General features: G+C 71.4%; 18 protein-coding genes. 6 read left to right on the top strand and 12 right to left on the bottom strand.

The window, feature by feature from the left end:
- The first annotated feature begins 60 nt into the window (after positions 1 to 60).
- Positions 61 to 879 carry a sugar phosphate isomerase/epimerase family protein gene (locus ACFUPX_RS02975; RefSeq protein ID WP_383314874.1) on the top strand — a complete coding sequence of 273 codons (819 nt, stop codon included), beginning with the start codon at positions 61 to 63 and terminating at the stop codon, positions 877 to 879.
- Here the strand turns inward: ACFUPX_RS02975 and ACFUPX_RS02970 are convergent.
- From ACFUPX_RS02970 to ACFUPX_RS02950, 5 genes are all read right to left on the bottom strand, one after another.
- On the bottom strand, positions 849 to 1454 hold the full coding sequence (locus ACFUPX_RS02970) for a GNAT family N-acetyltransferase (RefSeq protein ID WP_383314795.1): 606 nt from the start codon (positions 1452 to 1454) through the stop codon (positions 849 to 851). The genes ACFUPX_RS02975 and ACFUPX_RS02970 overlap by 31 nt on opposite strands.
- The gene (locus tag ACFUPX_RS02965; RefSeq protein ID WP_383314793.1) at positions 1451 to 2014 is read right to left on the bottom strand and encodes a helix-turn-helix domain-containing protein; all 564 of its coding nucleotides are present in this window, start codon (positions 2012 to 2014) and stop codon (positions 1451 to 1453) included. Before ACFUPX_RS02965 ends, ACFUPX_RS02970 begins: the two co-directional genes overlap by 4 nt.
- Before the next feature lie 62 nt (positions 2015 to 2076).
- A complete protein-coding gene (locus tag ACFUPX_RS02960) occupies positions 2077 to 2910 on the bottom strand; it encodes an ABC transporter ATP-binding protein (RefSeq protein WP_383314790.1) in 834 nt (277 codons plus the stop codon).
- Between the two features lie 14 nt (positions 2911 to 2924).
- Positions 2925 to 3953, bottom strand: a complete 1029-nt coding sequence (locus ACFUPX_RS02955; protein WP_383314788.1) for an ABC transporter substrate-binding protein — start codon at positions 3951 to 3953, stop codon at positions 2925 to 2927.
- 92 nt (positions 3954 to 4045) lie between these two features.
- Entirely contained in the window at positions 4046 to 4909 is an 864-nt protein-coding gene (locus ACFUPX_RS02950; protein ID WP_383314785.1) for an ABC transporter permease, read from the bottom strand.
- A gap of 627 nt (positions 4910 to 5536) precedes the next feature.
- Here ACFUPX_RS02950 and ACFUPX_RS02945 point away from each other — a divergent pair.
- Positions 5537 to 6535, top strand: a complete 999-nt coding sequence (locus tag ACFUPX_RS02945) for a LacI family DNA-binding transcriptional regulator (protein WP_383314782.1) — start codon at positions 5537 to 5539, stop codon at positions 6533 to 6535.
- A gap of 287 nt (positions 6536 to 6822) precedes the next feature.
- Here the strand turns inward: ACFUPX_RS02945 and ACFUPX_RS02940 are convergent, their stop codons facing one another.
- Complete coding sequence (locus tag ACFUPX_RS02940) at positions 6823 to 7746, bottom strand: LysR family transcriptional regulator (RefSeq protein ID WP_383314779.1); 924 nt, start codon at positions 7744 to 7746, stop codon at positions 6823 to 6825.
- A gap of 84 nt (positions 7747 to 7830) precedes the next feature.
- On the opposite strand from ACFUPX_RS02940, the gene ACFUPX_RS02935 reads away from it, so the two are divergent.
- The 3 genes from ACFUPX_RS02935 to ACFUPX_RS02925 all read left to right on the top strand — a co-directional run bounded on the left by ACFUPX_RS02935 (position 7831) and on the right by ACFUPX_RS02925 (position 10646).
- Positions 7831 to 8586 carry a sulfite exporter TauE/SafE family protein gene (locus tag ACFUPX_RS02935; RefSeq protein ID WP_383314776.1) on the top strand — a complete coding sequence of 252 codons (756 nt, stop codon included), beginning with the start codon at positions 7831 to 7833 and terminating at the stop codon, positions 8584 to 8586.
- A gap of 77 nt (positions 8587 to 8663) precedes the next feature.
- The gene (locus ACFUPX_RS02930) at positions 8664 to 9149 is read left to right on the top strand and encodes a hypothetical protein (RefSeq protein WP_383314773.1); all 486 of its coding nucleotides are present in this window, start codon (positions 8664 to 8666) and stop codon (positions 9147 to 9149) included.
- 255 nt (positions 9150 to 9404) lie between these two features.
- Entirely contained in the window at positions 9405 to 10646 is a 1242-nt protein-coding gene (locus ACFUPX_RS02925; RefSeq protein ID WP_383314770.1) for an RICIN domain-containing protein, read from the top strand.
- Between the two features lie 59 nt (positions 10647 to 10705).
- On the opposite strand, the gene ACFUPX_RS02920 is transcribed toward ACFUPX_RS02925, so the two are convergent.
- The 6 genes from ACFUPX_RS02920 to ACFUPX_RS02895 form a co-directional block, all read right to left on the bottom strand.
- The gene (locus tag ACFUPX_RS02920; protein WP_383314767.1) at positions 10706 to 11605 is read right to left on the bottom strand and encodes a LysR family transcriptional regulator; all 900 of its coding nucleotides are present in this window, start codon (positions 11603 to 11605) and stop codon (positions 10706 to 10708) included.
- A 75-nt stretch (positions 11606 to 11680) separates the two neighbouring features.
- The gene (locus tag ACFUPX_RS02915) at positions 11681 to 12889 is read right to left on the bottom strand and encodes a glycine C-acetyltransferase (RefSeq protein WP_383314763.1); all 1209 of its coding nucleotides are present in this window, start codon (positions 12887 to 12889) and stop codon (positions 11681 to 11683) included.
- A 43-nt stretch (positions 12890 to 12932) separates the two neighbouring features.
- On the bottom strand, positions 12933 to 13961 hold the full coding sequence (tdh, locus tag ACFUPX_RS02910; protein WP_383314760.1) for an L-threonine 3-dehydrogenase: 1029 nt from the start codon (positions 13959 to 13961) through the stop codon (positions 12933 to 12935).
- Between the two features lie 122 nt (positions 13962 to 14083).
- A complete protein-coding gene (locus ACFUPX_RS02905) occupies positions 14084 to 15268 on the bottom strand; it encodes a Gfo/Idh/MocA family protein (protein ID WP_383314757.1) in 1185 nt (394 codons plus the stop codon).
- A gap of 44 nt (positions 15269 to 15312) precedes the next feature.
- Entirely contained in the window at positions 15313 to 17574 is a 2262-nt protein-coding gene (locus ACFUPX_RS02900; RefSeq protein ID WP_383314754.1) for a right-handed parallel beta-helix repeat-containing protein, read from the bottom strand.
- The gene (locus ACFUPX_RS02895) at positions 17571 to 19070 is read right to left on the bottom strand and encodes a M1 family metallopeptidase (protein ID WP_383314751.1); all 1500 of its coding nucleotides are present in this window, start codon (positions 19068 to 19070) and stop codon (positions 17571 to 17573) included. Before ACFUPX_RS02895 ends, ACFUPX_RS02900 begins: the two co-directional genes overlap by 4 nt.
- A 160-nt stretch (positions 19071 to 19230) precedes the next feature.
- Between ACFUPX_RS02895 and ACFUPX_RS02890 the strand changes: the two genes are divergently transcribed.
- The gene (locus ACFUPX_RS02890) at positions 19231 to 20316 is read left to right on the top strand and encodes a LacI family DNA-binding transcriptional regulator (protein ID WP_383314870.1); all 1086 of its coding nucleotides are present in this window, start codon (positions 19231 to 19233) and stop codon (positions 20314 to 20316) included.
- The last annotated feature ends 182 nt before the right edge of the window (positions 20317 to 20498 follow it).

Genomic DNA, 20498 nt, shown 5'->3' with positions numbered 1-20498 from the left:
ATGTCAGCCAAGAAGAGATCAGGACTGAACGGCACCAGACGCGCCTTTCTCGGTACGTCGATGGGGCTCGCGGCAGCGGTCGGTACGGCACTGCCCGCGCGCGCGGGTGACACGTCTAGTTGCCGGCGCATCCCGCGCGGCGGCATCGGCATGCACCTCTACACGATGCGCGACGTCCTCGCACGGGACTTCGCGGGCACGCTGGAGCAGCTCGCCGACATCGGCTACGCCACCGTGGGCGTGAGCGGCCGGCACGGGAACAGCGCGGCCGACATCCGGCGGATGCTCGACGCGGTGGACCTGAAGGCAGTTCTTGAGCACGTCGCGTACGACACGCTCAAAGGCAGCGGCCTGCCCCAGGCCCTCGATGACCTGCACACCCTCGGCGCCAAGTGGCCGGTGGTGCCGAGTCTGCCGGGGGCGCTGCACACCCCGGACGGATTCCGGGAAGCGGCACGGCAGTTCAACCGCATCGGGCAGGCATCACGCGACGCGGGCCTTGGGCCGGTGCTCTTCCACAACCACGGCACGGACCATGTGGTGGTGGACGGCACGAGCCTGTACGACATCCTCGTCACCGAGACCGACCCGCATCTGGTCGGCTTCGAACTGGACGTGTACTGGGCTGCGAAGGGCGGCGCGGATCCGGCGACGTACTTCGTACGGCACCGGCGGCGGTTCCCCGCGCTCCATGTGAAGGACATGGCGCCGAACGGCGACTTCGCCGATGTCGGCTCGGGGACGCTGGACTTCGCCGCGATGTTCGACCACGCGCGCGTGGGCGGCGTCAAGCAGTGGCTGGTGGAGCACGACAGCCCCAGTGATCCGTTCGCCACGGCGCGCAACAGTTACGCGTATCTGGCGGCTCTGCGGTACTGAGGCGCCGGGCCGTCCGGCCGGGGTGCGCCCGAACCACCCACCTTCTTAAAGAAGAGGGTCGTCGGGTGGAGCGCCCCGGCCGGGTCGGCCGCGTAGTCCGGAATGGTTCCGGCCGCCGTCCAACCCCCGGACCGGTAGAGGGACTCGGCGGGGCTGCCCGTCTCCGTGTCCAGGACCAGGAGGGTCACGCCCGCGTCGGCCGCCGCCTGTTCCGCCGTGGCCAGGAGGGTGCGGGCCAGGCCCTGGCCACGCGCTGAGCGATGGACCATCAGCTTGAGGATCTCCGCGCGGTGCCTGCCGTTGGGCTTGTCCACGAACCCGACGCTGACGGTTCCGGTGACCCGCTCGCCGTCGCGCACGGCCCAGACCGCGAGCCGCCCATCGGCCACCGCCGGGGTCAGGCCACGCCACCAGTCGGCGGCGGCTGCCCGGTCGAGGGGCGCGAGGAAGCCGAGGGAGGAGCCGCCGTCCACGACGTCGGCGAGCAAGGAGCCCAAGTCCGCAGCGGATGAGCTGAGTTGCTCCGGGTCGAGGCGCACCGGCGCATCAGGCCTCCGCCCTCGCCCTCCCCTCATCGCGCGACCACCACCAGGGCGTACCGCGCGGCCCGCTTCCCCACGCACCGGAACCGCGTGGGCCCCCACAGCCGGAAGCGCAGGCAGTCCCCTGTCTCCAGAGCGTGCGGATCGCCCTGCACGGTGACCTCCAGGGCGCCGTCGAGCACCCAGATGTGCTGCTCGATGCCGGGCACGGGAGGCCGGTCGTACGCGATGTCCGCGCCCGGTTCCAGGCGGCCCTCGACGAGTTCGCCGCGCAGTCCCGCGTGGGGCGGCGACACCGACCGCCGTACGAAGCCGGACGCGCCGTCGGTCCACACGCCCTGCTCGGCCGCGCGCACCAGTTGCGCGGGCTCGGCCTCCACCTCGCTCAACAGCTGCGACATGGTCCGTTCGTAGACGGCGCAGAGGCGGTTCAGGAGGGACGCCGTGGGGCTGATCTCCGCGCGTTCGGCCCGTGACAGGGTGGAGCGGCTCACGCCGCTGAGGTCCGCCAACTCGCCCAGGGACCAGCCGCGTTCCGCGCGCAGCTCCGCGAGGCGGGCGGCGAGCCGGCCGTCGACGCCGTCGTGTTCCATATCTGGCACGCTATCCCAGATATGAAACGGACGGCAATCGTCGACGGCTGCGGCCTCAGGCCTCACTCATGCGCGGACACCGCCCCGAGCAGCTCGCGGATCCGCCCGGTGGACTCGCGGAACTCGGCTGTCGCCAGGGTCGTCGCGTACGAACGCTCGGCGGGCAGCCCGACGTCGATGATCTCCTCCACCGTGCCGGGGCGCGGGCTCATCACGACTACGCGGTCCGCGAGATAGACGGCCTCCGGGATGGAGTGGGTCACCAGGAGCACGGTGGTTCCGGTCTCGCGCCAGATCCGGTTCAGCTCGACGTTCATCTGCTCGCGCGTGAGCGCGTCCAGCGCCCCGAAGGGCTCGTCCATGAGCAGCACCGGCGGCTCGTGCAGCAGCGCGCGGCAGAGCGCGACGCGCTGCTGCATGCCGCCGGACAGCTCGTGCGGATAGGCGTCCTCGAAGCCGCCGAGGCCGGTCATGCGGATCAGTTCGTCGGTACGCGCGCGTGCCTCGGCGCCCGGGATGCCCCGCATCTCCGCCTGGAGGAGGATGTTGCGGCGTGCGGTGCGCCAGTCCAGGAGCGCTGCCCGCTGGAAGACGTAGCCGATGTCGCGCCGCGGGCCGCGCACCCGTTCGCCGCCGAGGAGCACGTCGCCCGTCGAGGGTGCGAGCAGCCCGGCGACGAGCTTCAGGAGGGTCGACTTGCCGCAGCCCGAGGGGCCGACGATCGCCACGAACTCGCCCGCGCCGACGTTCAGCGAGACGTCCCGCAACGCGGTGACGTCCTTCTTCTTCGTACGGAAGCGGACGGCCACGTCGTCCAGGCGGACCGCCGACGGCCTCGCGTCGCCCACCGACGCACGGGGATCGTCGCTCGTCCTGAGAGCCGCGTCCTTCGTCATTTCCCTGCCGCCCCTCAACCCTTGATCCCCTTGGCCGCGTCCCAGTACTCCGCGACGGGCTTGGCCTCCTTGACCAGGCCCGCCTCCGAGAAGACGTCGATGGTCTGCTGCCAGTCCGCCTCGGTGTTGGCGCCGGGCGCCTTCCCCTTCGTGGCGTCGGTGTGGAGCAGGGTCAGCGTCGTCTTGAACTGCTCGGACAGCACGTCCTTGGGCGGCAGTTGCTCGGACGCGCCGTCCATCGAGGCGACCGCGGGCTGCGGGCTCTTCTCCGCGGCCGCCCATGACTCGCTCACGGCGGCGGTCATGCGCTTGGCCAGATCGCCGTTGCCCTGGAGGGTCCTGGGTCCGGCGATGAGGCCGTTGGAGTAGAAGTTGAGGCCGTTCTCGGAGAAGCGGAGGTACGAGACGTCCTTCTTGGCCTTGTTCTGCATGGTGGGGCCCTGGTCGCTCGCGTACCCGAGCAGGGCGTCCGTCTTGCCGGAGATCACCGCGGCGATCTTGCCCGCCGGGTCGGTGTTCTGGACCTTGACGTCGGAGAGCTCCATGCCGTTCTTCTCCAGGAAGATCGGGAAGGTCTTGGTGAGCGCGTCGCCCGCCGTGCCCGCGATCATCTTGCCCTTGAGGTCGGCGGGCGCGTCGATGCCCTGCGCGTCGAAGAACTGCACGGAGGCGGGTGTCGTCTGGAGGAAGACCCCGAGGCTCTTCACCTTGACGCCCTGGTCAACGCCGGCGAGCACCGCCGGTGTGTCCGCCCAGCCGAAGTCGGTCTGCCCGGCGCCGGTGGCCTGAACGGTCTTCTGCGAGCCCTGGCCCGCCCTGATGTCCAGGTCGATGCCGTGCTTCTCGAAGATCTTCTGCTGCTTGCCGTAGTAGAACGGGGCGTGTTCGCCGTAGGGGTACCAGTTGAGCGTCAGCGTCACCTTGTCGAGCTTCTTGCCGGAGTCGCTGGTGCTCGTCTTGTCGTCGTCGCCGCCGCAGGCCGTCGCGGTCACCGCGACGAGGGTCAGGGGGACGAGGCCGGTGAGCAGTCTGCGCGCGTGCATGGGCGGGCCCTTCTCGCGTACGTCGAGCATCGGACATGGCGGGGTGGGTGCGCCGGCACCGCGTGGTGGGTGTCAGTGGGCCGTGGCTGGTGTCAGTAGGCCGTGGTGGCGGCCACGTCCCTGCGGCTCGCGTGCCACGGCAGGAGGAGTTTCTCGGCGATCTCGACGAGCACGAAGAGGACGACGCCGATCAGCGACATGACGAGCAGCCCCGCGAAGAGCATCGGGGTGTCGAGGTTTCCGTTGGCCTGGAGGATCACGTAGCCGAGGCCCTCGTTCGCGCCGACGAACTCGCCCACGACGGCGCCGGTGACGGCGAGCGTGACGGCCACCTTCAGGCCGGAGAAGAGGTGCGGAAGCGACGCCGGGAAACGGATCTTGAGGAAGGTCTGCCAGGGCCGCGCGCCCATCGTGGCGGAGAGCTGGAGCATCTCCGGGTCGACGGCTTTCAGGCCGGTCACCATCGAGATGACGACGGGGAAGAAGGCGATCAGAACGGCGATGAGGATCTTCGGCGCGATGCCGAACCCGAGCCAGACGACGAACAGCGGGGCGATCGCGATCTTCGGTACGACCTGGGCGAAGAGGAGGATCGGGTAGAGCGTTTTCTCGACGGTCGTCGAGTAGACCATGACGACCGCGGAGAGGATGCCGACGCCCACGGCGATGAGGAAGCCGAGCAGGGTCTCGTAGGTGGTGACCCAGGTGTGCTGCCACAGGTAGTCGGGCTTGTCGAGGATCACGTCGAGGGTCGCGCCGGGCGAGGGCACGAGGTACGCCTCGACCATCTCGGTGGCGGCGATCAGCCACCAGGCCCCGAAGCAGACGAGCAGCAGGACGAGCGGACGCCAGCTCTTCTCGGCTGCCTCGGCGGTACGTTGCCGCAGAGTCGGGCGGCTACGGTCGGCAACGCCCGCCGTCTTGGCGGGCGTTGCCTGCAGTGCGCTCTGGCTCACGGTGAACTCCCCTGGCAGTCGGCGAACTTCGGAGGCAGTTGCGGAGCTTTCGACAGCTTCGGTGGTGCGGAAACCGCTTTCAGAAAGCGCTTTCTGATAAGGTGTCCGCCACGCTAATGACTGGCTGACCGCAGGGTCAATAGGTCGGCTCGAAGTTTCGCGACGCGGGACGAGGGGGGCGCGGTGCGGGCGCTTGGGCGCGGGCAGGGGCGGGGGGTTGGCCCCTGCGGGGGGCGTGGTGCTGGTGCGGGGCCGGGGCCCGGCGGGGGGCGTGACGCTGACGCGGGGTTGGACCCCGGCGAGCGATGTGACGCTGACGCCGGGCTGGACCCCGGCCAAGAGCGCGACGCTGACGCAGGGCTGAACCCCGACCAAGAGCGCGACGCTGACGCCGGGCCGAACCCCAACCAGGAGCGCGACGTCGACGCCGAGTGGGCGCCCGGCGTGGGGCGCGGGCCCGAGTGGGAAGGCGGGGCGGGGCGCGGACACGAACCGGGACCCGGGCCGGGGCAAGGACTCGGGCAGGAGCAGACGCCAGGGGCATGGCGCGAGCCGGGACCCGGGGCGGAGCGGCGGCGGGCCTCGCGGCGGGGGCGGGAGCAAGGGCGGCATGTCACCCTGCATGCCGTGGCCGATGCCGCCGGGGTCTCGGCGGCCACCGCCTCGCGGGCTCTGAACGGCACGACGCGCGTCCGCGAGGACCTGCGGCGGCGGGTGCTCGAAGCGGCGGACCGGCTGGGGTACATCCCCAACGCCCATGCGCAGGCGCTCGCCAGCTCCTCGAACAACACCGTCGGCGTCATCTGTCACGACGTCGGCGACCCCTACTTCGCCGCGATCGCCAGCGGCGTGATGGCGGCCGCGGCGGAGCAGGACCTCCTGGTGATGCTGGCCAGCACCTTCCGCGCCCCGGCACGGGAGATCGCGTACGTCTCGATGCTGCGGGCGCAGCGGGCGCGCGCGATCCTGCTCATCGGCTCGGGCTTCCAAGACCCTGCGTGGGAACGGTCGTTGGAGTCCGAGCTGGCTCCCTATATACGTGACGGAGGCCGCGTCGCCGTGGTCAGCCGGCACCGCAGTCTCCGCGTGGACACGGTGCAGCCGGAGAACCGGGCGGGGGCGGGGGCACTGGCGCGGGCCCTACTGGGCCTGGGACACCGGAAGTTCGCCGTGCTCACCGGCCCCGAACGGCTCACCACGGTCGCTGACCGCCTCGCCGGGTTCCGTGCGGCGCTGGCCGACGCGGGGGTCGCGCTTCCTGCGGAGCGGATCGTGGAGGGCGCCTTCACCCGTGACGGCGGCCATGCGGCGGCGGTCGAACTGCTGCGCAGGGGGCAGCGGCCGACGTGCGTGTTCGCGGTGACGGACGTGATGGCCGTGGGCGCGCTGGGCGCGTTGCGGGAGCAGGGGTTCCGGGTGCCGGACGACGTGTCGCTCGCGGGCTTCGACGACATCCCCCTGGTCGGCGAGCTCACTCCGCCGCTGACCACCGTGGCGCTGCCGCTGACGCGGATGGGGCGGGACGTGCTGGCCCTCGCCCTGCGCGAGCGGGGCGCGAGGTCGCGGGTGGAGCGGGTGCGGGGCGAGGTGGTGCTCCGGGCCAGCACGGGGCGACCCGCGGTCTGAGGGGCTCGGGACGGCGGGCGGCTGGGCGGCTCGACGCCTTGGCGGCCCGGCAGCCCGGCGGCTCAGCAGCTCGACGGCTTGGCGACTCGGCGGCCCGGCAGCTCGACGGCCCAGCGGCCCAGCGGCCCAGCGGCTGTGGAGCCTGCCCCCTGGGGCGGATGACCACCGCCGTGGGCTACGGCGCCGCGGGCTTCGAACGGGCGCCCAGCCCCCTTCCCCCCAGGCCACATTCAGCCGGCACCCGTGATCCCGACCGACCACCCACCGAACTCACCCCCACCTCCCCCTCAGAGTTCGCCCCGTCCCCCGGCCTCCATCGATTCCGAGGAAGACGCCCTGCGCAGATGCTCGGCCAGTGCCTCCGTCGCCGGGGATGCCGGGCCCGTCTTGGTGCCCCAGGCCAGCAAGTGGTGGCGGCGGGCCCAGGGGTCCTGCACGTCGCATACGTCCAGGGGCTGGGTGGGGTCGATCACTCGGCGCGGGACGATCGCGAGGCCGACGCCCGCGGCGGCGAGGGCGACCAGGACGTTGAGGTCGGCGACCGTGGTGCGGTGGCGGACGACCGGTGCGTGCGGGCCGACGTGCCGCTCGATCCAGCGCCGCAGCGAGGCTCCGGCGTCGAGACCGACCATGGGGTGCTCGGCGGCCTCGCTGTAGGTCAGCGACGTACGGCCCGCGAGGATCCCGCCGGACTGGCCGACCACCACGAGGGAGTCGTCGCCGAGGGGTTCCATGGCCAGACCGCAGTCGCGGGCCTCGTCGTCCAGGACGATGCCCAGGTCCGCCTCACCGTCGGCCAGCATCCGCACGATCTGCGGGGTGCGCTTCTCGGAGACGCGGACGTCGGTGTCCGGGTGCGCCCGCAGGAACGGGACCAGGGCCTGCGGCACGAGCCGGTGCACCGCCGAGCCGCCACCCAGCAGGGTCAGGGGCGCGGTCGGGGATCTCGTATAGCTGGCGACCGCGCTTTCGAGCCGCACGGTCTGGGCGAGGACCTCGCGCGCGTGCCGGGCCAGCGTGCTGCCCGCCGGGGTGGGCCGCACCCCCCTCCGGCCCCGGATCAGCAGGGGCACACCGGCCTGTTGCTCCAGGGAGCGGACCCTGGCGCTGGCCGACGGCAGGCTCAGATGCATGCGGCGGGCGCCCGCCGTGATCGACCCTTCCGTCACGGTGGCGAGGAAGAGCCGGAGATCGTCCAGGTCGTAGCGCACCTTCACGAGCCTATGGCACAGCCTTAGGCTGGGTACACCGATAACGCATTGTGCACCCACCGGCCACAGGGCGATGCTCGGCGGGTGTCCGAGATACTGCTCGTCCTGCTCGCAGGTGTCGCCGCGGGAGCGTTGAACTCCGTCGGCGGCGGAGGCACGTTCGTGGCGCTGCCCGCTCTGGTCGCCGTGGGCCTCTCCCCCGTGACGGCGAACGCGTCGTCGACCATCGCGCTCGTACCCGGCGCGGTGGCCAGCGGATGGGTCTACCGACGCGAACTCACCCCGGTCGGGACCACTTCCACCAAAGCCCTGACGGCCATCAGCGTGATCGGGGGCGGGATCGGCGCGGCCCTGCTCCTCGCGCTCCCCGCCGCGTCGTTCGACGCCGCCGTGCCCTGGCTGCTCGCCTTCGCCACCGTGGTCCTCGCCTTCGGCCGCCGCCTCGCCCGCGCGGTGAGCGGCGCGCTCGGCCGCGAGATCGGCATCAGCTCCCGGGCCGTCCTGATCGGTCAGTTCTTCCTCGCTCTGTACGGGGGATACTTCGGCGGCGCCGTAGGCATCATGATGTTCGCCCTGTGGGGGATCGGCCTCGACACCGCGGTCAGCAATCCGATGCGGGTCACCCAGATCGCCGCCATCAACCTCAGCGCGACCGCCCTGCTCCTCGTCGCCTCGGACGCGCTGAGCGCCCCGCTGGTCCTGGCCCCCATGTTCGTCGGCGCGCTGGCAGGCGGCTTCACCGGCGCCCACTTCGCTCGGCGCCTCTCCGACCGGCTGCTGCGGGGCATCATCCTCACCACCGCCGTGACGATGACCGTCCTCTACTTCGTGCGCGGCTGATCCCCGTCGACAGGGCCGACGACACCTCGCGCGGCGCCCCGTCGCCGTACACGGACGCGGCCCGCGCGCGGCTCGCGATGGCCCACGAGGCGTGCGAACTGGCCGGGCTCGCGCGCGGCGCCGTACCGATCGGCGAGCACGAGCTGTGTCCCGACGGGACCGCCCGCTCGCCCGGGTCCGTACTGGCCGACGCGGTCCTCGTGCTCAGGGCCGCGCACCGGTTCTTCGAGGCCGCCGCCGTCAGCGAGCGTCTGGGCGGAGCGAGTTGGCAGGTCATCGGTGACGTCCTGGGCGTGGAGGCGCAGAGCGCGCGGGCACGCTTCGCCGCCGCCGAGTCCTGTTTCCGGGAGGAGCTGCGTTCTCCCGAGGAAGCCCTCGTCACCCACGCCGTCGACGGCGGCGGCTGGTGGCGTGCCTACACGGCGGGCAATCCGCTGGAAGCGGCACACGACCTCGACGACTGGGTCCTGCGGCACGAGGACGGGGACGGCGACCTCGGCACGGCGCCGGTCTCCGGCGGCCTGACGCCGATCAGTGAATCGGGTGGCATGGAGGGGAGTTGATGTCGCGTCATGGGTGAGAACCGGCCCCGACTCTCCCGGCGCGTCTCATCCCCGGTGAGCGTCCCGCCAACGAGTGGGCCGACAGCGAGAGTTGACGCCACCAGGGTCGACGCCTGTACGGACGACTGCCCCAAGTCCCGGTAATTGAGGGGTGAATAGCAGCCGAAATCCACCCGTATCGGTAATCGGAATCAGCTCCTACTGTGTGAGGCGCACACGCGGGGGATCACTGTCCGTCGTCCACGGAGGTTGGCAATGGCTGCGTTGTCCGAGGGGATCTACCTGCTCAAGAACGAGGCGAGCGGGCTCTACGCGGGAGTGCAGGGGGCCAAGACCGCACAGAGCGTACCGATCGTGCAGCAGGAGCTGCACCCGCAAGGCGCCGCCCGGCACAGTCAGTTGTGGCATCTGCGGCCCGACGCCGCCAAGGAGGGCACCTGGACGCTGCAGAACGTGCACAGCACCTTGCGCATGGACATCATGACGGGCCGCGGCCGTGTGGGCTCGCCGGTGCAGCAGTGCCCGGCGGAGACCCGGCAGGACCTGCTGGCGTCCCAGCTGTGGCGGCCGGTGGCGGTCGGCGACGGACGGTACACGCTGGTCAACGTGAACAGCGGCCATCTGCTGTCCGTCCACGACGACAGCGGCGCACCGGACGCGGCCCTGGAGCAGGCGGGCAAGCCCACCATGGGCCCGCGCCCGGCGCAGGAGTGGAGCTTCGAGCGGGTGCCGGGCCGCGGCGAGGTCAAGGCGTTCGACGCGCTGACGGCCACCGTGGTCTCCGCCGGCGGCGGCATCCTCGGCTCGGTCCTCGGCACCCTGAGCGGCAAGGCCAAGCAGGCGCTCGACGCGGGCGGCGGGATCTTCGAGTCCGCGGCCAAGGCGATTCCGGACAGCGACGCGCCCTACGTACGCTTCGACGGCTTCCGCGGCGACGAGTTCATCCGCTTCTCCAGGCGGCGCGGCATCGAGGCGGGGCCACGGAAGCTCTCCGACCAGTTCCCGCACCTTCCCAAGCCCTTCAGCGACGGCTTCGACGCGGTCGGTCCTGCCGCCAAGGGCAGTGGTCACACCTATCTGGGCTTCACCGGGGGCCAGGCCATCGAGTTCTCCGACAAGAGCCACGGGCCCCTCCACGACGCGGAGCACATCCTGCACCCCGGCCTGCTGCAGATGGTCGGCGAGCTGTGCGACGTCACCGGATTCGGCGCCGACGGCCGACGACTGCTGGTCTTCGGCCGCCGGGACACCTGCACCGTGGACCCGGCAGGGGTCGACGCGGCGCGTGAATCGTCCCACCAGGGGTTCGTGCTGACGGCCGCACCCGATGCCTTCGGGTTCGGGCCGGACGCGGCGACCACGGCCGTCACGGACTCCGTGGCGCACTACTTCCTCACCAAGGGCGAGGAGTTCGTCGTCGTCACCGAGAACAAGCTCGTGCAGGGTCCGGCCAGGATCACCGAGGTCTATCCGTTCCTCGACGGCCTCTGGATGTAGCCGCCGTCCGCCCCCGGTTCCGTCGGGCACACCGCCGACGGGGCCGGGCCGGGCACCGCCTACCCCGCCGCCGCTCCCAGCGCGTCGAGCACCGGGCGGATCAGCGGATGTTCCTCGGCCCCGCACCGCACCGCCGCGAACACCCGGCGGGTGGGGGCGGCTCCGTCCACCGGACGGATCACCACTCCCGAGACGTCCATGCCCCGCAGGGCCGACCGGGGCACCAGGGCCACGCCCGCCCCGGCGGAGGCCAGGGCGACCACTGCCCGGAAGTCGTCCGACCAGTGTTCGAGGAGTGGCTGGAAGCCCGCCGCCTCGCAGGCGAGTATCACCACGTCATGGCAGGGGTTACCGGCGAAGGGCCCGATCCACGCGTCCTTGGCCAGCTCCGCGAGCGGCACGTGCTCCGCCGCCGCGAGGCGATGCGTCTTGGGCAGCACCGCGTCGAACGGCTCCGCGTACAGCGGGACCCGCGTCAGGCGCGGATCGTCCGCGCCCGGAGCGCCGCGGTACTCCACCGCCACGGCGACATCCACCTGCCGGTCGAGGACCATCGGCAGGCTCGCGTCGCCCTCCGCGTCCTGGACCCGCACCCGGATCCCCGGCGCGGCGGACGAGAGGCGGGCCAGGGCGGGGCCGACCACCAGGGCGATCCCCGTGGCGAAGGACGCCACGGTCACCGTCCCCGCCGCGCCCGAGCTGTACGCGGCGAGCTCGGCCTCGGCCCGCTCCAGCTGGGCGAGGACCGCGTTCGTGTGGGAGAGCAGAATCTCGCCCGCCGGGGTCAGCCGGACCCCCCGGGCACCCCGCTCGACCAGGCGGTGGCCGGTCTCCTGCTCCAGGGCGGTCAGCTGCTGGGACACCGCGGACGGCGTGAGATAGAGCGCGGCGGCCGCGGCCGTGACCGTGCGGTGGTCGGCCACCGCACGGAGGATGTGCAGCCGCCGCGCTTCGATCATGGGGTCGATTGTCCCAAACCCCGGGCCTCACCGACACCAGCGGTCCGGCCAAGCCCCTCGGTCGCCCCTGGGCGCTCAGGCCCCCTGGGCCTCCAGCTCCGCCCGCGCCGCCACGAAGGCGTCCACCGCGCGGTTCACGTCGTCCGTGGAGTGCGCGGCCGACAGCTGGACGCGGATACGGGCAGCGCCCTGCGGCACCACGGGGTACGAGAAGCCGATCACGTACACGCCGCGCTCCAGGAGCAGCTCCGCCATCCGTCCCGCGACCGAGGCGTCACCGATCATCACCGGGGCGATCGCGTGGTCGCCGGGCAGGATGTCGAAGCCCTCCTCGGTCATCCGCGAGCGGAACAGCGCCGTGTTCGCGGCGAGCCGCTCGCGCAGGTCGCCCGCCGACTCCAGGAGGTCGATGACCTTCAGGGAGGCCGCCGCGATCACCGGGGCGAGGGTGTTCGAGAAGAGGTACGGGCGCGAGCGCTGGCGGAGCAGGGCGACGATCTCCGCGCGAGCGGCCACGTAACCGCCGGAGGCGCCGCCGAGCGCCTTGCCGAGCGTGCCCGTGATGATGTCGACGCGGTCCATGACGCCGTGCAGCTCGGGCGTGCCGCGTCCGCCGGGGCCGACGAAGCCGACGGCGTGCGAGTCGTCGACCATCACCATCGCGTCGTAGCGGTCGGCGAGGTCGCAGATCTCCCGCAGCGGCGCGAGGTACCCGTCCATGGAGAAGACGCCGTCGGTGACGATCAGCTTCCGGCGGGCGCCGCCCTCGGAGGCCTCCTTCAGCTGCTGCTCCAGGTCCGCCATGTCACGGTTGGCGTAGCGGAAGCGGCGGGCCTTGGACAGCCGGATGCCGTCGATGATCGAGGCGTGGTTCAGCGCGTCCGAGATGACCGCGTCCTCGGCGCCGAGCAGCGTCTCGAAGACGCCGCCGTTGGCGTCGAAGCAGGACGAGTAGAGGATCGTGTCCTCCTGGCCGAGGAACCCGGAAAGGCGCCCCTCCAGCTCCTTGTGCACCTCCTGCGTACCGCAGATGAAGCGCACGGACGCCATGCCGTAGCCCCAGCGGTCCAGGGCCTCGTGCGCGGCGGCGATCACCTCGGGGTGGTCGGCGAGGCCGAGGTAGTTGTTCGCACAGAAGTTGAGTACGTCGCCGGGGCGGCCTCCCGCGGTGACGGCGACCGTGGCGGACTGCGGGGTGCCGATGACGCGCTCGGGCTTGTGCAGACCGGCGGCGCGGATCTCGTCCAGGGTGGTGCGCAGGTCGTCGCGTACGGAGTCGAACATGCTTGATTCCTTCAGCAGCTGAGGCGGTCGGGACGGTCGTGGTTCAGGAGGTCCAGTCGAGGATGACCTTGCCGCCGCGGCCACTCGCCGCGTCGTCGAAGGCCGCCTCGAAGTCACGGTGGCCGTAGCGTCCGGTGATCACGGGGGCGAGGTCGAGACCGCCTTCGAGCAGCACGGACATGGAGTACCAGGTCTCGAACATCTCGCGGCCGTAGATGCCCTTGATCGTGATCATCGACGTGACGATCCGGGACCAGTCGACGGCGAATTCCTCGGCCGGCAGACCGAGCATGGCGATCTTGCCGCCGTGCGTCATGTTGGCCAGCATGTCGCGCATCGCGACGGGGTTGCCGGACATCTCCAGGCCGACGTCGAAGCCCTCGCGCAGGCCGAGCTCGCGCTGGCCGTCGGCGATCGAGGTCCGCGCGACGTTCAGGGCCGGGCTCGCGCCGACCTTGCGGGCGAGCTCCAGGCGCTCCTCGCTGACGTCGGTGATGACCACGTTGCGGGCGCCCGCGTGCCGGGCCACGGCCGCGGCCATCAGGCCGATCGGTCCCGCCCCGGTGATCAGGACGTCCTCGCCGACCAGCGGGAAGGACAGCGCGGTGTGCACGGCGTTGCCGAACGGGTCGAAGATCGCGGCCACGTCGAGGTCCACGGGGACCCGGTGCACCCACACATTGCCCGCGGGCAGCGCGACGAACTCCGCGAACGCCCCGTCCCTGCCGACGCCGAGGCCGACCGTCGCGCGGCACAGGTGCCGGCGGCCCGCCTGGCAGTTGCGGCACTTGCCGCAGACCAGGTGGCCCTCGCCGCTGACGCGGTCGCCGATCTGGATGTCCGCCACGTCACGCCCGGTCCGCACGACCTCGCCGACGAACTCGTGCCCGACGACCAGTGGCGCCTCGATCGCCTGCTGCGCCCAGCCGTCCCAGGCCCGGATGTGCAGGTCGGTGCCGCAGATCCCGGTGCGGAGCACCTTGATCAGGACGTCTCCGTGGCCGATCACCGGCTCCGGTACGTCCATCAGCCGGAGCCCTGGCTCCGCCTTCTCCTTGACCAGCGCCTTCAACGCAACGGCTCCTGTCGTACGTCGATTGTTCCACCGACGACACAGGAATCTTCCTTACGGCGGCGCTCGGGTCCATCGAGGATTTCTTAAGCGCCGCCGCAGCTTTCCTTCAGGCCTCTCCTTCAGGCCCGGGTCTGGCCCCGCTCGAAGTACGCGACGAGCTCCGGATCGAGCACCGGCACCTCACGCGGCGTGCCCCCGTCCCGCAGCGACTGCGTCGCGCGCACGCCCGCAGCGACCGCCATCCGGGCGGCGACCGGCGACGTGTCGGTGCGTCCTCCCTCGCGTACGAAACGTACGAACTCCTCGATGAGCAGCGGATCGGAGCCGCCGTGGCCGCCCTCGTCCTGGGCGTCCGGCACGGGGTACTCGGCATCGGCGTCGGGACGGTAGGTCGAGCGCCCCGCGTTCCAGACCTTCACCACTCCCCCGGGGCCGTCGCCGAAGTTCTCCAGGCGGCCCGCGTCGCCGATGACGGTGTAGTTGCGCCAGTAGTCGGGGGTGAAGTGGCACTGCTGGTAGGAGGCGAGCACGCCGTTGTCGAGGCGCATGTTGACCAGGGAGACGTCCTCGACGTCGATGACGGGGTTGAGGTCGCGCTGGGTGGCCGGCGGCCAGTGGCCGTCCTTGGTGTACCAGTCGTCCGTCTTCGGCTCGCCCGGCTCGCGGCGCGGGTTGTCCCCGTAGACCATGAGGTCGCCCAGGGCCTGCACCTGGCGGGTGTAGCCGCCGGCCAGCCAGTGCAGGACGTCGATGTCGTGGGCGGCCTTCTGGAGCAACAGGCCGGTGGTGTGCTGCCGTTCGGCGTGCCAGTCCTTGAAGTACCAGTCGCCTCCGTAGGCGACGAAGTGGCGGACCCAGACCGTCTTGACCTCGCCGATCTCACCACGGCCGATGATGTCGCGCATCAGCCTGATCACGGGCATGTGGCGCATGTTGTGGCCTACGTAGAGACGCGTTCCCGTCTCGTACGCGGTCCGCAGGATCTCGTCGCAGGCCTCGATGCCGATGTCGAGGGGCTTCTCCACGAAGACGGGCTTGTTCTCGCGCAGGGCCTCGCAGGCGAGCTGTGCGTGGGTGTGGTCGGGGGTGAGGATGACGACGGCGTCGACGTCCGGGTCCTCGACGACCTTGCGGTGGTCGGTGGATATCAGGGCGTCGGGGAAGGCCACGGCCGCCTCCGTCCGCGCGCTCACGTCGTGGTCGGCGAGCGCGGTGACGCGGGAGCCCGCGCCGGGCCGGTGCGCTGTGCGGGCGAGCGAACCGCGCAGTCCGTAGCCGAGGACGCCGAGACGGAGGTCGGTCATGGTGTGCCTTTCCGTACAAATACCAGTGCGAGTGCGGGTGTTGCTTATGTACGTGCAGGGTGCACGAGTACGTGGGCGAGCGCCACACGTCCCGTGCCGGTGAGCTTGATCCTTATGTATCTGGCTTCCGCGTCCGTGTCGAGGAGTGTGGGGCGAAGTGCCCGTCCGGTGATGTGCCGGGTCGTCGCGTCGGAGAAGTCCGCCGTCCTCGCGAATTGCACGTCGAAGTCGGCCGTGGCCATGGCGGTGTCGTTCCAGACCTCGACCTGACCCACGCGCCGCACGCCGCCGAGGTCGACCTGCCACCAGGCGCCCGGCGCGGCGAGCGTGCGGGTGTCGGTGGAGGTGTCCCCGTCGGTCGCGTACGCCGCTTGGGCCGCGCCGTCCGTGGCGGACTGGGACGCGGTGCCCGCGCGGGCGAGGTCGGGCCGCAACTGCTCGGCCGACGCTCCGTGCGCGCCCGCGCGTGCCGCCACGGCGAGCGCTTCCGCGGGGAGTTCGTCGAGCTTGGTGTGGTTGTCCTTCATCGTCGACCCCGTGCCGGTGAGGGCCGGTGTGTCCGTGTCGGTCCAGTTCCCGGTGGCGTGGTTCTGGATGCCGTAATCCGCCCAGTTCGAGACCCACTTGTAGCCGACGCGGGTGATGACGTTGCTGTCGACACGGATGTACGAGGACTGCTCGTCGAGGTAGATGCCGTTGCCGTCGCGCTCGGTGTTCCCGTAGGCGGACCGGTTGATGTAGTTGCCGGAGACGACCGTGCCGGGCTGCGCGCCCTGGGTGTAGACGGCGCCGCCGTCGTGCTGGGTGTGCTCGACGCGCATCACGTTCGTGATCCGGTTGTTCGTGATCCGGTTGTCCCGCAGGACGGACTGCTGGGCCTCGGGCTGGTTCCAGCCCCAGCCGACGGAGATCCCCGAGTAGGGCAGGTCGTCGAGGGTGTTGTGGTCGACGGTCAGCTCGGCCTCGTATCCGGCCCAGATGCCCACCGTGTCGGTGTACTCGACGCCGGTGCGGCGGATCGTGTTGTACGCCACGGTGTTGCGCTCACCCGCGAGTTCCGCCTCCGGCTTCGGCTCGGTGTCGCCGACGTACACGGCGCCGGACGACAGGTCCGTGAAGCGGGAGCGGGTGACCGACGTGTCCTTGGTGCCGCCTTCGAGGACGACTCCGGCGCCGCCCAGACGGGTGAACTCGGCGCCGGTGACGGCCACATGGCGACCGCCGCGCACCGTCAGAGCCGCGCTCGGCTTGGTGTAGTGCCGACCGGCGTGATCGACCGGGCCGGTCGCTCCGGTGAGGGTGAGACCGGCCTGGGTGCCGGCGTAGCCCTCGTCGGTGGAGGGCTGCCCGTACGCCGCGTACGCGAAGCCGATGCCCTGCACGCGGACGTCGTGGGCTCCGTCGACGACCATGAGCTGCTCGGTCGCGGGAGTGAGCACGCGCGCGTGGCGCATGTTCTCGCCCTCGCGCGAGAGGTAGGTGACGGTGCGGTCCTCGGCGTCCCAGACGAACTCACCCGGCTTGTCCAGGAGTTCGCGGGCGTTCTCGAAATAGGCCACTTGGGAGTAGCGCGCCGAGTCGACGGCGGTGGAGTCCCAGGCGGGGCCCGTACGGTTCGTGCCGCTCGCGGAGTTGGTCCAGCAGGGCTGCGCGAAGGTGAGGTCGTCCCCTGCGACGCCCGCGATCCGGCAGTGGTAGTCGCGCCAGCGGACCTTGATGACGGCCTCCGCGCCGGTGGGCCGCTTCCAGGTGGCGATGCCGGTGGCGGTGGCGCCCGTCATGCCGGTCTTCGTCGCGTCGCAGGTGCTCGCCGCGCAGGCACCGCCACGCGCGCGTACCGCCCGCTCGCCGTCCACGAACAGCTGGCGCGGGGTGAGGCCTTCGGGGACGCCGGCGGTCCAGGTGCCGTCGGCGGCTTCGGACCACCCCTTGAGGGCCCGCCCTCCGGAGAACACCGGCTCGGCCCCGCGCGCCGCGGTCCAGGTCACGGTGTGTCCCCCGCGCCCGGAGTCGGCCGCGCCCAGCTTCAGTGGCTCGCTCATCTCGTAGGTACCGCCGGCGAGTTCGATGCGTACGTCCCGTCCGTCGACGGCGCGGGCGGCGTCACGGGCGGCCTGCGGGGAGCAGGGGCGGGCGGTGGTGCAGGACTTCCCCGACGCGTTCGGGGAGACGTGGAGGATCTTGGGGCCGGGGGCGGCCTGCGCGCTCTGCGGGGCGATGACGGCGCCGACGGCCGCCACCGCGAGGGCCGCGGCGGCGGCAGCGGCGCCGCGGGGGCGTCTGCCCGAACTCGGTCGCCGCCTCACTTCGCGACACCCCAGTCCGGGTGCCCCGGCATGGGCGGGTTGTCGAGGTCGAACAGCCAGTGGCGCAGGAACGTGCCGACGGAGGTGTCGCCGGTGACCTTGACGGCGTTGTCGATGAAGTCCTGGGTGGAGGCGTTGCCGTGCCGGTGCTTGCTCAGCCACGACTTCATGACGGCCTCGAACTGCCGCTGCCCGATCTGCTGGTCGAGGGCGTAGAGGGAGACCGCCGCGCCGTCGTAGATGTTGAAGCCGCCGAGCCCGGTGGGCTTTCCGGGCGGGCCGTCGCTCTTGCGGACCGCGTCGAGCTTGGCGTACGCGGTCTTCATCTTCTCCTCGATGGGCTGGAAGCCCTTCTGGTCCGCCCAGAGAGCCGCGTAGTAGACGGCCGGCCCTTCGTTCATCCACGCGTCCTGCCAGGTGGCGGGGGTGACGGAGTCGCCGAACCACTGGTGGGTCAGCTCGTGGACCATGGTGGTCGAGTAGGTGGGCTTCTCGAACCACGAGGGGCCGAAGAGCGACAAGGTCTGATTCTCAAGGGCGTCGCTGTAGCCGTCCCGCACGATCTGCACCCCGTACGTGTCGAACGGGTAGCGCACGCCGAGGGTCTTCTCCAGCCACGCCAGCTGCCCGCCGGTCTCCTCGGCGATGGGCTTGTACTTCGCCTGCTGGTCCTCGGGGACGAGATGGCGCAGCTTCACTCCGTGCGGGCCGCGTCCGTAGAGGTAGGTCTGCTTGTTGACGGAGATCCCCAACAGCTCGGGCGCCGTGGGGGACTTGAGGGTGAAGTCCCAGGTCTTCTTGGCTCCGGCGGCGGCTCGGGCGCCGGTGAGGTTGCCGTTGGCGGCGGGCGTCCAGCCGTCGGGGGCGGTGAGGTGGAAGGACCAGGTCGCCTTGTCGGAGGGGTGGTCGTTGACCGGCGCGAAGGTGTCGGCGCGGGAGGCCTGGGCGGCGGAGGCGAAGCCGCCGTCGGACATGTGGCGCCAGCCCGGCTGGCCGACCGGCTTGGTCTTGCCGTTGCCGTGGTAGGTCAGTTCGACGTCGAAGGCGCGGTGGTCGCGCAGGGCACCCGCCGGGGTGACGGTGAGCTCCTGGCCGCTCTGGCCGGGGGTGATGGCCCATGCGGCCTTCTTGCCGTTGACCTTGACGGTGTCGATGGTCAGCGAGTCGACGTCGAGGTTGAAGGACGACAGGTCCTGGGTGGCTCTCGCCTTGATCTTCATGGTGCCGGTGAAGTCGTACGTCACCGGCGTGAAGTCGAAGGAGAGGTCGTAGTGGCGGACGTCGTAGCCGCCGTTGCCGAGCGTCGGGAACAGCGGGTCGCCGACGCCGTCCGCACCCGGAGCCGGGTCGAAGGGCGCCGCGTGGGCGGGGAGGGCGAGCGCGAGGGTGGCGGCCGCGGCTGCGGTCGCCGTCGCGGCACGGACGGTCCGGGTACTGCGAGAGCGGACGGTCCGGGTACTGCGCGTGCGTACGGTTCGGGTCCTGTTCTCAGCCATGGGGCCGCAACGTAGTAATCGCTTACTGTCAGCGTCAATACCCTTGAGCGGCTGCGCCCTTGGACAAAACTCCGCCCTGTCCCTGGTGCACAGCCGCTCACCAGTACACGCTTACTACCGACAGGCAGGAGTCCGGACAGCGAAAGGGGACCGCCAAGTGGTGTCGCGACGGGCGACGGTCATCGACGTGGCGCGACGGGCCGAGGTCTCATCGGCCACCGTCTCGCGCGTCCTGAACGGCAACTACCCGGTGGCGCGGGCCACCCGCGAGCGCGTCGAGGAGGCCGTCCGGGAGCTCGGCTACGTGGTCAACGCGCACGCGCGGGCGCTGGCCGGGACCTCGAGTCGGACGGTGGGCATCATCGTGCAGGACGTCGTCGACCCGTTCTTCGCCCACATCGCGCGAGGCGTCGAACGGGCCGCATCGGAGGCCGGACGGCTCTGCATGGTCTGCTGCACCCACGGCGATCCGCGGCGCGAGCTGGCCTTCGTCGACCTGCTGCACGAACAGCGCGCGGACGCGGTGGTTCTGGTCGGCGGCGCGCACTCGGATCGCGCGTACGCCCGCGAAGTCGCCCGCAGGGCGCGGGATCTGCACGCGGGCGGTTCCCGCCTGGTGCTGTGCGGGAGGCCGTCGGTGGGCCGTGACGTGCCGACCCTCTCGGTGGAGTACGACAACGAAGGGGGCGCCTTCGCCCTCACCGACCATCTCCTGGCCCAGGGCCACGACCGCATCCTCTACCTGGGCGGGCCGCCCGACCTCTCCACCACCCGCGACCGCATCGCCGGACACCGCAGGGCCCTGGAGCTGCGCGGCGTCCCGTACGCACCGGAACTGGTGCACACCGGCGCGTTCAGCCCGGCCTTCGGGCATCGCAGGCTGACCGAACTCCTGGCGTCGGGGCCGACGTTCAGCGCGGTGTTCGCCGCCAACGACATGGTGGCGATCGGGGCGCTGCAGGCCTTGGAGGAGGCGGGCCGCAGGGTCCCGGACGACGTCTCCCTGGTCGGCTATGACGACGTGCCGACGGCCCGGGTCCTGCGTCCGCGCCTGACGACCGTGCACGTGCCGCTGGAGGAGATGGGCCGGCAGGCGGTGCTGCTCGCGGTTCCGGGCGCGGCCGGGACCGGGGCCGCGGAGGCCGACGCGTGGCAGCAGCCGGCCGAGGGCGGGCTGACGCTGGGCACGCACATCGTGGTGCGGGAGTCCGTGGCGGCGCGGCGGGCGGATCACGGCGCGCTGTAACCGGTTGAGGGCCGTGCAGTAACCGGTTAAGGCGCTGCGGGGCCCCTGGAGCCCTGCTGGGACAGAAAGAACGTAGAAAGATCCCGGGTCCTCTTGCCCTCGCATAGCAACCGCTTACATGCTGTCGCGGAATCGCTCACGCCGTCCACTCCGCCCCCGCCCCGCACTCCCCCGCACCCCCG

This window comes from Streptomyces sp. NPDC057302 (genome assembly GCF_042667685.1).
Lineage (GTDB): Bacteria > Actinomycetota > Actinomycetes > Streptomycetales > Streptomycetaceae > Streptomyces.
This window is presented reverse-complemented; position numbering and strand designations above follow the sequence as displayed.